The 14291-nt window shown below is 71.0% G+C and carries 13 protein-coding genes; 6 read left to right on the forward strand and 7 right to left on the reverse strand.

The genetic code is table 11. From position 1 onward, the window contains the following. Positions 1–13: 13 nt before the first annotated feature. Positions 14–2749, reverse strand: a complete 2736-nt coding sequence (gene ppc / locus JW613_RS15150) for a phosphoenolpyruvate carboxylase (RefSeq protein WP_307865917.1) — start codon at positions 2747–2749, stop codon at positions 14–16. A gap of 413 nt (positions 2750–3162) precedes the next feature. Between ppc and JW613_RS15155 the strand changes: the two genes are divergently transcribed. From JW613_RS15155 to JW613_RS15170, 4 genes are all read left to right on the forward strand, one after another. Continuing rightward, positions 3163–4302: an acyl-CoA desaturase gene (locus JW613_RS15155; RefSeq protein ID WP_209211339.1), complete on the forward strand. Its 1140-nt coding sequence runs from the start codon at positions 3163–3165 to the stop codon at positions 4300–4302. Between the two features lie 163 nt (positions 4303–4465). Then, the gene (locus JW613_RS15160) at positions 4466–5068 is read left to right on the forward strand and encodes a TetR/AcrR family transcriptional regulator (protein WP_221506569.1); all 603 of its coding nucleotides are present in this window, start codon (positions 4466–4468) and stop codon (positions 5066–5068) included. Between the two features lie 93 nt (positions 5069–5161). Further along, on the forward strand, positions 5162–5842 hold the full coding sequence (locus JW613_RS15165) for a Uma2 family endonuclease (protein WP_209211340.1): 681 nt from the start codon (positions 5162–5164) through the stop codon (positions 5840–5842). 107 nt (positions 5843–5949) lie between these two features. Further along, positions 5950–6513, forward strand: coding sequence for a GNAT family N-acetyltransferase (locus JW613_RS15170; protein WP_209211341.1), 564 nt, complete (start codon positions 5950–5952; stop codon positions 6511–6513). Between the two features lie 102 nt (positions 6514–6615). Here JW613_RS15170 and JW613_RS15175 read toward each other — a convergent pair whose 3' ends face one another. After that, the gene (locus JW613_RS15175) at positions 6616–7419 is read right to left on the reverse strand and encodes a trans-aconitate 2-methyltransferase (RefSeq protein ID WP_209211342.1); all 804 of its coding nucleotides are present in this window, start codon (positions 7417–7419) and stop codon (positions 6616–6618) included. 71 nt (positions 7420–7490) lie between these two features. Between JW613_RS15175 and JW613_RS15180 the strand changes: the two genes are divergently transcribed. Continuing rightward, a complete protein-coding gene (locus tag JW613_RS15180) occupies positions 7491–7988 on the forward strand; it encodes a MarR family winged helix-turn-helix transcriptional regulator (RefSeq protein ID WP_099881772.1) in 498 nt (165 codons plus the stop codon). A gap of 53 nt (positions 7989–8041) precedes the next feature. After that, complete coding sequence (locus JW613_RS15185; RefSeq protein WP_245225701.1) at positions 8042–8803, forward strand: SDR family NAD(P)-dependent oxidoreductase; 762 nt, start codon at positions 8042–8044, stop codon at positions 8801–8803. Positions 8804–8841: 38 nt separating this feature from the next. On the opposite strand, the gene JW613_RS15190 is transcribed toward JW613_RS15185, so the two are convergent. The 5 genes from JW613_RS15190 to galT all read right to left on the reverse strand — a co-directional run bounded on the left by JW613_RS15190 (position 8842) and on the right by galT (position 14150). After that, positions 8842–9273, reverse strand: a complete 432-nt coding sequence (locus JW613_RS15190) for a PPOX class F420-dependent oxidoreductase (protein WP_245225702.1) — start codon at positions 9271–9273, stop codon at positions 8842–8844. Between the two features lie 175 nt (positions 9274–9448). Beyond that, on the reverse strand, positions 9449–10357 hold the full coding sequence (locus JW613_RS15195; RefSeq protein ID WP_209211343.1) for a response regulator transcription factor: 909 nt from the start codon (positions 10355–10357) through the stop codon (positions 9449–9451). Positions 10358–10667: 310 nt separating this feature from the next. Beyond that, positions 10668–11825 (reverse strand): galactokinase, encoded by a 1158-nt coding sequence (galK, locus tag JW613_RS15200; protein WP_209211344.1) that lies wholly within the window; start codon positions 11823–11825, stop codon positions 10668–10670. Then, positions 11822–12829: a UDP-glucose 4-epimerase GalE gene (gene galE, locus JW613_RS15205; RefSeq protein ID WP_209211345.1), complete on the reverse strand. Its 1008-nt coding sequence runs from the start codon at positions 12827–12829 to the stop codon at positions 11822–11824. Before galE ends, galK begins: the two co-directional genes overlap by 4 nt. Positions 12830–13004: 175 nt before the next feature. Continuing rightward, positions 13005–14150 (reverse strand): galactose-1-phosphate uridylyltransferase, encoded by a 1146-nt coding sequence (gene galT, locus JW613_RS15210; protein ID WP_209211346.1) that lies wholly within the window; start codon positions 14148–14150, stop codon positions 13005–13007. Positions 14151–14291 lie beyond the last annotated feature (141 nt).

Here is a 14291-nt window from a genome sequence, read left to right on the forward strand (position 1 = left end):
GCCGCGGAGGCCGTCAGCCGGTGTTGCGCAGGCCGGCCGCCACGCCGTTGACGGTCAGCAGCAGCGCGCGGCCCAGGTTCTCGTCCGGCTCCTTGCCCTGGGCCGTGGCCTCCCGCTGGCGGTGCAGCAGGGTGACCTGCAGGTAGGAGATCGGGTCGAGGTAGGCGTCACGGATCTTCAGCGTCTGCTGGAGGACCGGGTTGGCCTCCAGCAGCTCGCTCTCGCCTGTTATACGGAGTACTTCCTCGACCGTGCGGGCGTGTTCGGCCTCGATGGTGGCGAAGACGTGCCGCAGTTCCTGGGGAACGAGCGTCTCGACGTAGTGGCGTGCGATCCGCAGATCCGTCTTGGCCAGCGTCATCTCGACGTTGGAGAGGAAGTTGCGGAAGAAGTGCCAGTGGGTGTGCGCCTCTTCCAGCACGCTGTCGAGTCCGGCCTCGCGGGCGGCCTTCAGTCCTGTACCGACGCCGAACCAGCCGGGGACGATCTGCCGCGACTGGGTCCAGCCGAACACCCACGGGATGGCGCGCAGTCCGTCCAGGCCCGCTCCGGTGTCGGGGCGGCGGGAGGGGCGGGAGCCCAGGTGGAGTTCGGCGAGCTGGTCGACAGGCGTGGAGGCGAAGAAGTACGCGGGCAGATCCGGGTCCTCGACCAGCTCGCGGTAGGCACGGTGCGCCGCGTCCGAGACGGTGTCCATCGCCGCGTCCCAGCGGGCCAGCGCCTCGTCGGACTGGCGGGGCGCGGTGTGCAGGGCCGACGCCTGGAGGGTGGCCGAGACGGTCAGCTCCAGGTTCTCCCGGGCCAGCGAGGGCACCAGGTACTTGTCGGAGATGACCTCGCCCTGCTCGGTGACCTTGATCTCGCCCTCCAGGGTGCCCCAGGGCTGGGCGAGGATCGCGTCGTGGGTGGGGCCGCCACCGCGGCCGACGGTGCCGCCCCGGCCGTGGAAGAGCCGCAGCCGTACACCGTGCCGGTGGGCGACGTCGCGCAGTCGGCGCTGGGCGCGGTGGATCTCCCACTGGCTGGTGGTGATGCCGCCGAACTTGGAGGAGTCGCTGTAGCCGAGCATGACCTCCTGGAGGTCGCCGCGCAGGGAGACCAGCTTGCGGTAGGAGGGGTCGGAGAGCATCGCGTCGAGGAGCTCGTCGGCGATCTTCAGCTCGTCGGTGGTCTCCAGCAGCGGCACGATGCCGATCTTGGCCCAGCCGCCGTGCAGATCGATCAGCCCGGCCTCGCGGGCGAGGACGGCGGCGGCGAAGACGTCGTCGGCGCCCTGGCACATCGAGATGATGTACGACTCGATGACCTCGGGTCCGAAGGTCTCCAGCGCCTTGCGGACGGTCTCGAAGACGCCGAGCGTCTTGGCGCCCGCGGCGTCCAGCGGCGCGGGGCTCGGGGAGAGCGGCCGACGGGAGCGCAGCTCCTTGGCCAGCAGCCGCTGGCGGTAGTCGCGCGGCATGTCGGCGTAGCGCCAGGACTCCTCACCGAGCCGGTCGAAGAGCTGGCCGAGCGCGTGGTGGTGGGCCTCGGCGTGCTCGCGTACGTCCATCGTGGCGAGCTGGAGGCCGAAGGCGGCCATCGTGCGCACGGCGCGCTCCAGGCGGCCGTCGGCGACCAGGCCGCCGCGGTGCTCGCGCAGCGAGTCCTGGATGAGGGCGAGGTCGTCCAGCAGCTCGCCGGTGCCCAGATAGTCCCAGCCGTCGGTGTGCGGGAGCTTCTCGGCCAGCCGGGTGCGAGTGTTGAGCAGCTTCTGCCGGATGCAGGTGGCCTTGAGCCGGTAGGGCTCTTCCTTGTTGAGCCGCTTGTAGCGGGGGCTGATCTCCGGAAGCCGGGCGAGGTCTCTTTCGAGTGAATCCAGCAGCGGCTGCGTGGCGCCGCAGTTGCGGATCGAGTTGGAGAGGGCTCCGCGCAGCTCGTCCACGTGGGCGAGGGCGTCGGTGATGCCGTGCTCGTGCTGCAGCAGCAGCACGTCCCAGGTGACCTCGGGCGTGACGTTGGGGTTGCCGTCGCGGTCGCCGCCGATCCAGGTGCCGAAGGTCAGCGGGCGGGTGCCGGACGGCAGCGGGGCTCCGGCCCGCTCCAGCTCGGCGGCCAGGTCCTCCAGTACGTCGCCTACGGCGCCGCGGTGCAGCTCGTCCAGGTAGTAGATGGCGTTCCGGGCCTCGTCGGCGGGCTCGGGGCGGGCGACGCGCAGCTCGTCGGTCTGCCAGATCAGGTCGACGTTCTCGGCCAGCCGCAGATCGGTGCGGCGGCGTTCGGCGCCGCCCAGCTTGCCGTCCGCCTCCTCCAGCAGCTCGGCGATCTTGCGCAGCTTCGTCAGCACCGAGCGGCGGGCCGCCTCGGTGGGGTGGGCGGTGAACACGGGACGTACCGAAAGGTTACGCGCGGTGTTCGCCAGATGCGCCGGGTCGGCGTCCTTGAGCATGTCGGCGGTACGGGCGAGCATCCCGCCGTCGCCGGAGCGGCGCTGGCGCAGTTCACGGCCGCGGTGCACCTGCTCGGTGACGTTGGCGAGGTGGAAATAGGTGGAGAAGGCGCGCACCAGCTTGATGGCGGTCTCCAGGTCGGTCTCGCCCAGCAGCTCGGCGGCTGCCTCGCCGTTGCTGCGGGTGAGCGCGCGTACCCGTTCCACCAGGTCGAGCAGTTCGGCGCCCTCCTGGCGCACCAGCGTCTCGCCGAGCAGGTCGCCCAGCCTGCGGATGTCCGCACGCAGGGCCGAGGTGGCCTCGGCCGCGTCCACGCTGTCCACGCTGAGGGGGTGACTGCCCGCGGACTCCCCACCGGAGGCCGTCCCCTCGGAGGGGGTCCTGCCCGGAGCAGGCCCGCCCTGGATGCTTCCGGCCGTCCCGGGGTCACTCGATCCGGGCAGGTTCTCCGGCGGCTCGGGGGTTCGCTGGTTGCTGTCGGCGCTGCTCACAGGTGCGGCTCCCTTGCGGGGTTGCTTCCCTTGCGGGGGTGCTTCGGGCAGGTGGCGGACCGCGCTGTCCGACGGAACAAGGATAGGTCGGCCCCAGCGTGGTACAGGACTCCCGTCCGAGAGGTGGGCAGCGCGGCGGACCGCCCCGACGCGCACCCCTCTTGTCCCGTGACTCACGGCTGCCATACTTACGACGCCGTAGGTTACGGAACCGTAGCCATACCGAGGTCCAATGAGGGACATCTATGACGACAAGCCCGGACGTGCTCGACAGTTCGCCACAGGCCGCCCCCGCCGACTCGCCGGAGGCCGCCTCCACACCCGGACCGGCCGCAGGTGCCGCCTCCCCGACCCCGCTCCCGTCCGCGACGCTGGGTGGTGAGAAGCGGCGCTCGGCCGAACAGATCGCGCTGCTGCTGTTCATCACCGTCCCGTTCGTCGCACTGGTGGCCGCGGTGCCGCTGGCCTGGGGATGGGGGGTGAGCTGGCTGGATCTGGGGCTGATGGTCGCGATGTACTTCATCGGCTGCCACGGCATCACGATCGGCTTCCACCGCTACTTCACACACGGTTCGTTCAAGGCGAAGCGGCCGCTGCGGATCGCGCTCGCCGTCATGGGCTCGCTCGCCGTCGAGGGCCCGCTGGTGCGCTGGGTCGCCGACCACCGCAAGCACCACAAGTTCTCCGACGCCGAGGGCGACCCGCACTCCCCGTGGCGCTACGGGGAGACGATCCCCGCGCTGATGAAGGGCCTGTGGTGGGCGCACGTCGCATGGATGTTCGACGAGGAGCAGACCCCGCAGCACAAGTACGCGCCCGACCTGGTCAAGGACCCCGCGCTGCGCGCCGTCTCCCGCCAGTTCGTGATGTGGACCGTCATCTCGCTGATGATCCCGCCGGTGATCGGCGGACTCGCCACCTGGTCGTGGCAAGGCGCGGTGACCGCCTTCTTCTGGGGCTCGCTGGTGCGCGTCGCACTCCTGCACCACGTCACCTGGTCGATCAACTCCATCTGCCACGCCGTCGGCAAGCGCCCCTTCAAGTCCCGGGACCGGTCGGGCAACGTGTGGTGGCTGGCGGTCCTGTCCTGCGGCGAGTCCTGGCACAATCTGCACCACGCCGACCCCACCTGCGCCCGGCACGGCGTCGAGCGGGGACAGATCGACTCCAGCGCGCGCATCATCCGTTGGTTCGAGAAGGCCGGCTGGGCGTACGACGTGCGCTGGCCGAAGAGCGAGCGGCTGGACTCCAAGCGCTCCACGGACGGTTCACGCCGTCGCAGGACCGAGCAGCCCGTCCCGAACGGCACCGAGCAGGACCCGGCGACCGACGGGACGAGTGAGGCCGACTCCCGCCGTCCCGACCGGTCGGCCCAGGCGGCATGATGCTGTGCTGACCCAGGGGCCCAGCCAGGCCCCCGGGTCCCGAGACAGCCATACGACAGGGAAGGCCCACTCTGTGCCGACCGACGAGACGACGCCGCCGACGACGCCGTTCAGCGGCGGGACGCCGCCGTCCAGCAGTCCGAAGAAGCGTGCCCGTCGCCGGATGACCGGCAAGGAGCGCCGCGAACAGCTGCTGGACATCGGCCGCACCCTCTTCGCCGAACGTGGCTTCGAGGGAACGTCGGTGGAGGAGATCGCCCACAAGGCCGGGGTCTCCAAGCCTGTCGTCTACGAACACTTCGGCGGCAAGGAGGGCCTGTACGCGGTCGTCGTCGACCGCGAGATGCGGCGCCTGCTGGACATGGTGACCGGGGCGCTCACGGGGGGCCACCCCCGTGAGCTGCTGGAACAGGCCGCCTTCGCGCTGCTCGACTACATCGAGCAGTACACCGACGGCTTCCGCATCCTGGTGCGAGACTCCCCCCTCCCCCAGTCGACCGGCACCTTCGCGTCGCTGATCTCCGACATCGCCACCCAGGTCGAGGACATCCTCGGCCGCGAGTTCAAGAACCGCGGCTTCGACGCCAAGCTCTCCCCCCTCTACGCCCAGGCCCTCGTCGGCATGGTCGCCCTCACGGGGCAGTGGTGGCTCAACGTCCGCAAGCCGAAGAAGGCCGAGGTGGCGGCGCATCTGGTCAACCTCGCCTGGCACGGCCTGGACGGGCTGGAGCAGAAGCCGCGCCTGATCGGTCACAGGAGGTCGTGAACCATCGGCCCCCCTGCGGGGGCCGCCACCCATTTGGACGACCTCCGTCGTACCCGCCCGCTACCGTGGAAGCGCAGGCCGAGAATCCCACTTATGGGAGGAACAATGACTGCCGAGCCGATCGCCGGGCACGAGCCCGAGCCTGAGCGCCAGCCTGAGGCCGAGCGTCAGTCTGCGCCACAACCCGCGCGCGAACCCGGCAGGCGCTGGCCGAGGCCGCCCCTGGACGGATACACCGTGGACGACCTGTTCACGCTGCCCGACCTCCCGCCGCACACCGAGCTGATCGACGGGAGTCTGGTTTTCGTGAGTCCGCAGCGGGATTACCACAGCATCGTGATCGACCTTTTGCTGGCGGGCCTGCGCAGCAGCGTCCCGAAGACGCTGAAGGTGCGCCGCGAGATGGCAGTCGTGCTGGACCGGAAGAACGCTCCTGAGCCGGACATCTGTGTGGTGAACGCCGATGCCGTCACCGAGCGGAGTCTGACGCGGTACGCCGTGGAGAATGTCCAACTGGCAGTAGAGGTCGTCTCCCCCGAATCGGAAGCCCGCGATCACGACACCAAGCCGCACAAGTACGCCGCAGCGCGCATCCCGAACTTCTGGCTGGTGGACCAGGCGGGCGCCGACGAGCACCCCGTCGTACGAGTCTACGAACTCGACCCCGTCACAAAGGCATACGCGCTGACCGGCATCCACCACAACCGGCTCAAGGTGAGCGTGCCGTTCGACATCGACATCGACATCACCTCGGAAGCGCTCGACGAGTTCTGAGGGTTCTTCGCGGCGGGCCGAAAATCCCTCGGTCCGAAACGGAACGTGTGGGAAGCTCCCCTCGCGGTGTGCCGAGGTGTGCACACCTTCGACCGCGGAGGACGAGGATGTTCGCGATATCCCTGGGTGACGACGGCGCGGAACTGCGCCCTCTCGAACCGTGGCAGGCCGAGGAGTTCCTCGCCCACATCGAGCGCGGGCGGGAGTTCATCGGGGCGCATGTGGGGCTGCCCGACGCCAACAAGGATCTGGAGTCGGCGCGCGCCTTCCTCCGGTCCTACGCCGAGAAGGCCGCCACCGACACCGGGCGGATCTACGGCATCTGGACGGCCGAGGACGAGTTGGTCGGCGGGGTGCTCTTCCGCACGATGGACGTGCCCCAGGGCAACGCCGAGGCCGGCTGCTGGCTCGAACCCTCAGCCGTGGGCAAGGGACTGGTGACCCGCGCGGTACGCGTCATCATCGACTGGGCCGTCGAGGAACGGGGCATCCACCGCGTCGAGTGGCACGTGTCCGCGGCGAACGAGCCCAGCATCGCCGTCGCCCGCCGCCTGGGCATGACGAAGGACGGCGTCCTTCGGGAGAGCTTCCTCTACCGCGGCAAGCGGGCCGACATGGAGATCTGGTCGGTCCTCGCCCCGGAGTGGCGCGCCGGCAGAAAGGCGTCCTAGCGCCCTCCCCCGCACCCCGACAGCGACCACGACCGCAGCCGCGGCCGCGACAGCGACCGCAGCCAGGACCGCGACGAGTCACCGCTTCACCGCTTCACCGGTTCACCGCTTCACCGCGACCGCGAAGACCCGGCGGAACGGGAACGCCGTCGTGCCGTCCGCGGCGCGTGGATATGCCTCGCGGAGAGCTTCCGCGTACTCGGCGAGGAAGCTGTCGCGGGCGGCGGGGTCGTCGGCCAGGCGGGCCAGTACGGGGCGCAGTGCGGTGCCCTTGGTCCATTCGAGTACGGGGTCGGGGCCGGTCAGCCGGTGGAGGTAGGTCGTCTCCCAGGTGTCGACGTCGCAGCCCTCGGGGCCCAGCGGGGCGAGGAGGTCCGCGTACTCGGCGGGGCTCAGCACGGTGTCGGCGCGGGAGGGTGCGCCGACGCGGTCGCGCCAGCGTGGGGAGTCGCGCAGTTCACTCAACAGGGTGTGGCTCGGTGCCCGGAAGTTGCCGGGCACCTGGAAGGCGAGGACGCCGCCGGACGGCAGGGCCGCGAGCCACTCGGGGAAGGAGTTCTGGTGGCCGGGCACCCACTGGAGGGCGGCGTTGGAGAACAGCAGCCCGAAGTTCTCCCCGGGGTCGGGGCGCCAGTGGGCCAGGTCGGCGTGGGCGAAGTCGAGGCGGCCCGGCCGGGCGTGCGCCGCGGCCTCGCGGAGCATCTCCGGTGAGTTGTCGTATCCGGTGATGTGCGCCTCGGGCCACCGCTCGGTCAGTGGTGTGCTGGGGCCACCGGGGCCGCAACCGAGGTCGGCGATCCGGACGCGAGGATGACCCGGCAGTTGATCGGGTACCTGTGCGAGGAGATCGAGAACGGGACGAAGGCGAGGGCCTGAGTGCCGTAGATACTGCTGGGGGTCCCACATGGCAGCAGGGTGCACGCACTCTCTCTTGACGTCAAGAGACTTCACGTCGACACAACCTCTACACTGATCCCATGGAGGACGAGGTCGACCGTTTGGTGGCAGCATGGCGCCGAGAGCGCCCTGACCTCGACGTCGAGCCGCTCGAGGTGCTCAGCCGGGTCAGCAGACTGGCCCGGCACCTGGACCGCGCCCGCCGTATCGCGTTCTCCGAGCACGGTCTGGAGCCGTGGGAGTTCGACGTGCTGACCGCGCTCCGCCGTGCGGGCACCCCCTACCAGCTCTCGCCCGGCCAGTTGCTCACCCAGACCCTGGTCACGTCCGGCACGATGACCAACCGCATCGACCGCCTCGCCAAGAAGGGGCTCGTCGAACGACTGCCCGACCCCAGCGACCGGCGCGGGGTCCTGGTCCGGCTCACGGCCGAGGGACGGGACCGCGCCGACAGCGCACTGGCCGGGCTGCTCGACCAGGAGCGCGCCATTCTCGCCGAGCTCTCCCCGCTGCAGCGCGGCGAATTGGCCTCACTGCTGCGTCAGCTGACGGCACCGTTCGACAACATTCCCACCTGAGCCCTGTCCCGGGGCTCTACCCCGCGCGCACCCCGGGCCGTACGATCACGCGCATGGCCATGGGCGCGCGGTTCGAGGGACATACGGTCATCATCACCGGTGGCGGCTCCGGCATCGGTGCCGCCACGGCGCACCGGCTCGCCGACGAGGGCGCAGCCGTCGTCATCCTCGACAAGGAGGAGGCCGGTGCGCACCGCACCGCGCGGGAGATCACCGCCTCGGGCGGACGGGCGGCGTTCGTTCTCGGTGACGTCACGGACGAACCGGCCTGGAGGCGCGCGGTGGAGACCGCCCGCGAGGGGTTCGGGCCGGTGGACGGGCTGGTCTGCAACGCGGCACTGGTGCGCGGTGGCGCCGTCGACGAGATCTCCGTCTCCGACTGGGAGGCCCAGCTCGGAGTGAATCTGACCGGAGCCTTCCTCGGAGTCCGTGCCTGCGCCGGCGATCTGCGTGAGCGGGGCGGCGCCGTGGTGCTGACCTCCTCCGTGCAGGCCCTCGTCGGACTGCCCGGACGGCCCGCGTACGCCGCCAGCAAGGCGGGCCTCACCGGGCTCGGCCGCCAGCTCGCCGCCGACTTCGGTCCCCGGGTACGGGTCAACTCCGTACTGCCGGGTCCGATCATGACGCCCGCCTGGGACGAGGTCGACGAGGAGGACCGGCGACAGGCGGCCGGCGAGACGGTCGTCGGCCGCCATGGGCGCCCCGACGAGGTCGCCGCCGCCATCGCCTTCCTGCTCTCCCAGGACGCCTCCTTCGTGACGGGCGCCGGACTGGTGGTGGACGGAGGCTGGAGCGTCTTCAAGAACTCTGCGTGAGCCGAGCCGGGCCCTTCCCGAGCGAGCCGCCCCGGCCCTCAGTCGGCCATGTCCGCGTGGGCGATGGCCCGCTCGATACGGGCCCGCACCAGATACTCGCCGGGGACGGCATTGCGTGCCCCGAAGGCCTCGGCCCGGTCGGCGCCCATGTAGCGGCCGGCGATCCGGGTGGCCCACTCGCGCATCAGCTCCAGATCGTCGATGAACTCGGCCGCGACGCATTCCAGCATCACAAAGCTGAACGGCGGCTCCTGGGTGTCCACACAGAGCGCGAAGCGCGGGTCGCGGCGCAAGGAGCGGTACTTGAGCGAACTGCCGCCGGTGTTGAAGAGCAGCTGGCCCTCCTCGTCCAGCAGGAACCATACGGGGGTGACATGGGGGCGGCCGTCCTTGCGGGTGGTCGCCAGCTTTCCGGTGCGAGTGCCCGTGAGGACGAAGTCGCGCCACTGGGCTTCGGTCATCTGCTGCATTGCCACGTCTCCGCAGTCGGTCCGGACGATCGGATCAGAGGTGATCACGGGCTTCGGATCAGAGATGATCAGGTGATCACGAACTTCGGACCTCAGCCTAGAGCCCGGCACCGACAGGAGGAGCCGGACACGACGCGGGAGGCGGCAGCCGGAGCCGGACCCGAGGGCGCCGGAGTCAGCGTGCTCCCGCCGGCTCCAGCTCCGCCGGGCCCACCCCGGCGCGCCGGGCCAGGGCGACGGCCTGCAGGGTCGAGTGGACGCCCAGCTTCCCCAAAACGTTCTGCATATGGGTGCGCACCGTGTGCGGCGACAGATACAGCCGTTCCGCGACGGCCTTGCGTCCCAGCCCCGCCACCATGCACCGCAGGACCTCCCGCTCGCGCGGGGTCAGGGACTCAACGAGGCGTTCGCTCTCGGTGCGGTGCTTGCGGCTGGCGGTCAACTCCTTGAGCACGCCGGTGAGGAGGGCGGGCGGCAGATGGGTCTCGTCCTTGAGGACGCCGCGGATCACCTGCAGCAGCCGGGAGAGGGAGCAGTCCTTGGCGACCCAGCCGCCCGCGCCCGCCTGGAGCGCAGCGGCGGCGTGCCGGGGGTCGTCCCGTTCGGCCAGGACGACGGTGCGCACCGTCGGATAGTCGGCGCGCACGCGCGCCACCAGCGGTAATCCGCCGGTGGCGACCGCGGTCGCCGGCGTATCGGCGGTCGAGGCGACCGCAGCGCCGGTGACCACCGCTGCCGACGGGTCGTCGGAGGCGCCCAGCAGTCTGCCGGGCAGGTGCCGGTCACCGTTGGCCCGTGCCGAAGCAGGCTGGGGCGCTCCGCCCTGGGCGGGCACCGGGCCCGGGCCGGGCATCGCACCGTGGGCGGGCTGCGCCGCGCCGTTCAGCGGTGCGCCCAGGTCGGCGTCGACGAGCAGGACGTCGAACCGGCGGCCCTCTGCCGCGCCACGCTCCAGATGGCGCAGCGCTGCCGCGCCACTGCCCGCCGCGCCGACTTCGACGTCCTGTTCCGCCGCGAGCGCCGCGGCCAAGGACTCGGCGAAAATGCGGTGGTCGTCGACCACCAGCACGCGAATACGTTGCATGGCACCCCCTGGCAGTGCGGGCACGGCGCCCATGCGCGGGAAAGCGCGCCATCGACACGGCCGCCGCCGTGTTCGCTGTCTACCCCGCCCCTGGGCGTCGTACCCGGCTGTCTCGCCCCCTGATCAGCACCGGCCCCCACCGGCGCTGTACAAGATTCAGGGTACGGCTGGGCTGTGACAACGGAAGGCAAATCACAAAAATCGTTCCACTCGTGACTCCACGAGGGGCGCGCCGGGGCACGTCAGGAGCGCACGCGCGCGGCCGGAAGCCGCGCACGGGACAGCCGCCGCGCGCCCGGGAGCAGCCGTCTCACAGGCGCCGGGCACCCGCGCTCGGCACCGCCTCGAACACCTGCGGCACCAGATGGCCCCCGGCCTCGAACGCCGAGGTCACCGCCTCTGCGATCTTCTCGGTCTGGGCCTCCTCGGCCAGCACGATCGCCGAACCGCCGAAGCCGCCGCCGGTCATCCGGGCGCCGAGCGCACCCGCGGCGAGCGCGGTGTCGACCACCAGGTCCAGCTCCTCGCAGGAGACGCGGAAGTCGTCCCGCAGGGAGGCGTGCCCCGCGGTCAGCACCGCGCCCACCGCACGCGTCTCGCCCGCGTCCAGCAGGGCGATCGTCTCCTCGACCCGCCGGTTCTCCGTGACGATGTGCCGCACACAACCGCGCACCTCGGGGTCGTCCAACCGGGCGTCCAGGCGGGCGAGCGCCGCGTCGAGCTCCTCATGGGCCACATCGCGCAGCGCCGCCACTTCGAGCGCCCTCGCGCCCGCCTCACACGCCCGGCGGCGCCCCGCGTAGGCGCCGTCGGCCAGCGTGTGCTTGACGCGGGTGTCGACGACGAGCATCCGCAGCCCCTCGGCGGAGAGGTCGAAAGGTACCTGCCGCTGAGTCAGGTCGCGGGTGTCCAGGTGCAGTACATGGCCCTCGGTGCAGCAGGCGGAGGCCATCTGGTCCATGATCCCGCAGGGCATGCCGACGAAGTCGTTCTCCGCGCGCTGGCACAGCCGCGCCAACCACGGCCGGGACAGCCCCAGCTCGTACAGCTCCGACAGCGCGAGCGCGGTGGCGACCTCCAGTGCCGCCGACGAGGAGAGCCCGGCACCGGTGGGCACGGTGCTGGAGATCTGCACGTCCGCGCCGCCGATCGGCAACCCCGCCTCGCGCAGCGCCCAGACGACACCGGACGGGTACGCGGCCCAGCCGCCGTCCGCGCCCGGCGTCAGCTCGTCGAGCCGCAGCTGGTAGGCGGCGCCCGGCACATCCGCCGAGTGCAGCCGCAGCACACCGTCGTCGCGCCGGGAGACGGCCGCGTGCACGGTGTGCGGAAGGGCGAGGGGCATCACGAAACCGTCGTTGTAGTCCGTGTGTTCGCCGATGAGGTTCACCCGGCCCGGCGCCGCCCAGACGCCCTCCGGCTCGGCCCCGTAGACCTCCACGAACCCCTCGCGGACCTTCCGACTCACGCTGCGCCCTCCGGTGTCCGCTCCTGGGCTGTGCCTGCCACGTCCTGCGCGAATCGCCAGGCGTCCGCCACGATCTCCTCCAGTCCGCTGCGCTCCGGCCGCCAGCCCAGCGCCTGCCGGGCCCGGTCGGCGGAGGCGACCAGCACGGCCGGGTCGCCTCCCCGGCGCGGGGCGACCGCCTCAGGTACGTCGTGCCCGGTGACCTTGCGGACGGTCTCGATGACCTCCCGTACCGAGAAGCCGTTGCCGTTGCCGAGGTTGCAGATCAGATGCTCGCCCGCGGTCGCGCTGTCGAGGGCGAGGAGGTGGGCCTTGGCGAGGTCGGCGACGTGGATGTAGTCGCGCACGCAGGTGCCGTCGGGCGTCGGATAGTCGTCACCGTAGACGGAGATCTTGGCGCGCCGCCCCTGGGCGACCTGGAGCACCAGCGGGATGAGGTGCGACTCGGGGTCGTGGCGCTCACCGTAGGCGGCACCGTCGGCGGCGAAGTAGGCGCCCGCCACATTGAAGTAGCGCAGCGAGGCCGCGGCCAGCCCGTGGGCCGCGCACTCGCCGCTGATCATGTGGTCGACGGCCAGTTTCGAGGCTCCGTACGGGCTGGTGGGCGCGGCGGGGTCGGTCTCGGTGATGGGGGTGCGCTCCGGTTCGCCGTAGACGGCGGCCGTGGAGGAGAAGACCAGCTTGCCCACGCCCGCCCGGCGCATGGCGGCCAGCAGTTCGATGGTGCCGCCGACGTTGTTGCGCCAGTACTTCTCGGGATGCTCGACGGACTCGCCCACCTTGGAGTGCGCGGCGAAGTGCAGTACGCCGTCGTACGAGGCGTCCAGTACGCGTGCGGCGTCCTGGATGCGGCCGCTGACGAACTCGGCACCGGCCGGTACGCCCTGGGAGAAGCCGGTGTCGAGGTCGTCGAGCACCGTGACGGTGTGCCCTGCCTGCAGCAGGTGGGCCGCCACGACGCTGCCCACATATCCGGCCCCGCCGGTCACCAGGTACTTAGCCATTGCCCCAGTCCTTTGTTCGCTTCTCCGCCCACACGGCAGCCTGACCCACCGTCCTCGACCGCGCCCCGGCAGCCGCGTGCACGTCGCTCACCAACGTCCTTCGTTCGCTTCTCCGCCCGCACGGCGGTCGCCTCCGCGTCGACGGGCCCCACGAAACCATCTCTGTCTGTGCGTTTCATGAAGCCACCTCCCGCAGGCGCTGCGCCGCGGCTTCCGGGGGCACATCGTTGATGAACACGTTCATGCCGGATTCGGAACCCGCGAGGAACTTCAGCTTGCCGGGAGCCCGTCGGATGGTGAAAAGCTCCAGATGCAGTGCGAACTCGTCGCGAGCCGCGAGGCGGGGATCGCCGTCGACAGAGCTGTCGACGGGGCTGTCGGCGGAGCCGCCGGGGAACGGCGCCTGGTGCCAGGCGGCGATGTAGGGGGTACGGGACTCCCTCTCGCCGAACAGGCGGTCGAAGCGGCGCAGCAGCTCCAGGTAGATACGGGGGAACTCCGCGCGGGCCTCCTCGCCGAGCGCGAGCAGATCGGGCACCCGGGATCTGGGGTACAGATGCACCTCGTACGGCCAGTGTGCGGCGTAGGGCACGAACGCCGTCCAGTGTTCGCCCTCGATGACCACCCGCTCCTGGGCGGCGCGTTCGGCCGCGACGAGGTCGTCGAAGAGGTTGCCGCCGGCCTTGGCCGCGTGCTCGGCCACGGAGCGCAGCATCCGGACGGTGCGCGGGGTGGTGAACGGATAGCCGTAGATCTGACCGTGCGGGTGGGAGAGGGTCACCCCGATCTCCTCGCCGCGGTTCTCGAAGCAGTACACCTGCTCGACACCGGGCGATCGGGACAGATCCGCGGTGCGGTCGGTCCACACGTCCAGGACGAGTCGGGCCTGCTCCTCGTCGAGGTCGGCGAAGGAGGCCTGGTGGTCCGAGGTGAAGCTGACGACCTCGCACCGGCCGGCGCCGGGCGCGTGCCGGAAGAGCCCGGCGGAGTCCTCGGTCTCCTCCTTGCCGGGCGCGCCGTGGAAGGAGGGGAAGCGGTTCTCGAAGACGGCGACGTCGTAGTCGGGCTCCGGGATCTCGCTCATCCGCCCCTCCCGGGAGGGGCACAGCGGGCACTCGTCGGCCGGCGGGTGGTACGTGCGGGCGTTGCGGTGCGCGGTGACGCCGATCCACTCGTCCAGCAGCGGGTCGTGCCGGATCTGGGAGAGCGCCTCCGTGGCGGGCATCGGGCGCCGGTCGACGGCGGTGCGGACGGCGTCGTCGCTCAGGTCGTAGTAAACGATCTCGCGGCCGTCGGCAAGACGGCCTGAGGTCTTCTTCACCGGATGGCTCCTCGTTCCTAGGCCTCAAACATAATCACACACAAGGAACCAGGAGCCAACAGCGAACGAAAGGCGACAGCGAACCGGGCAGTGCGGCGGCTTTCCACCTCCGCTCTCCGCCCTGGAGCGTCGCGACAGAGC

It is taken from the genome of Streptomyces smyrnaeus (genome assembly GCF_017676345.1).
Classification (GTDB): Bacteria; Actinomycetota; Actinomycetes; order Streptomycetales; family Streptomycetaceae; genus Streptomyces; species Streptomyces smyrnaeus.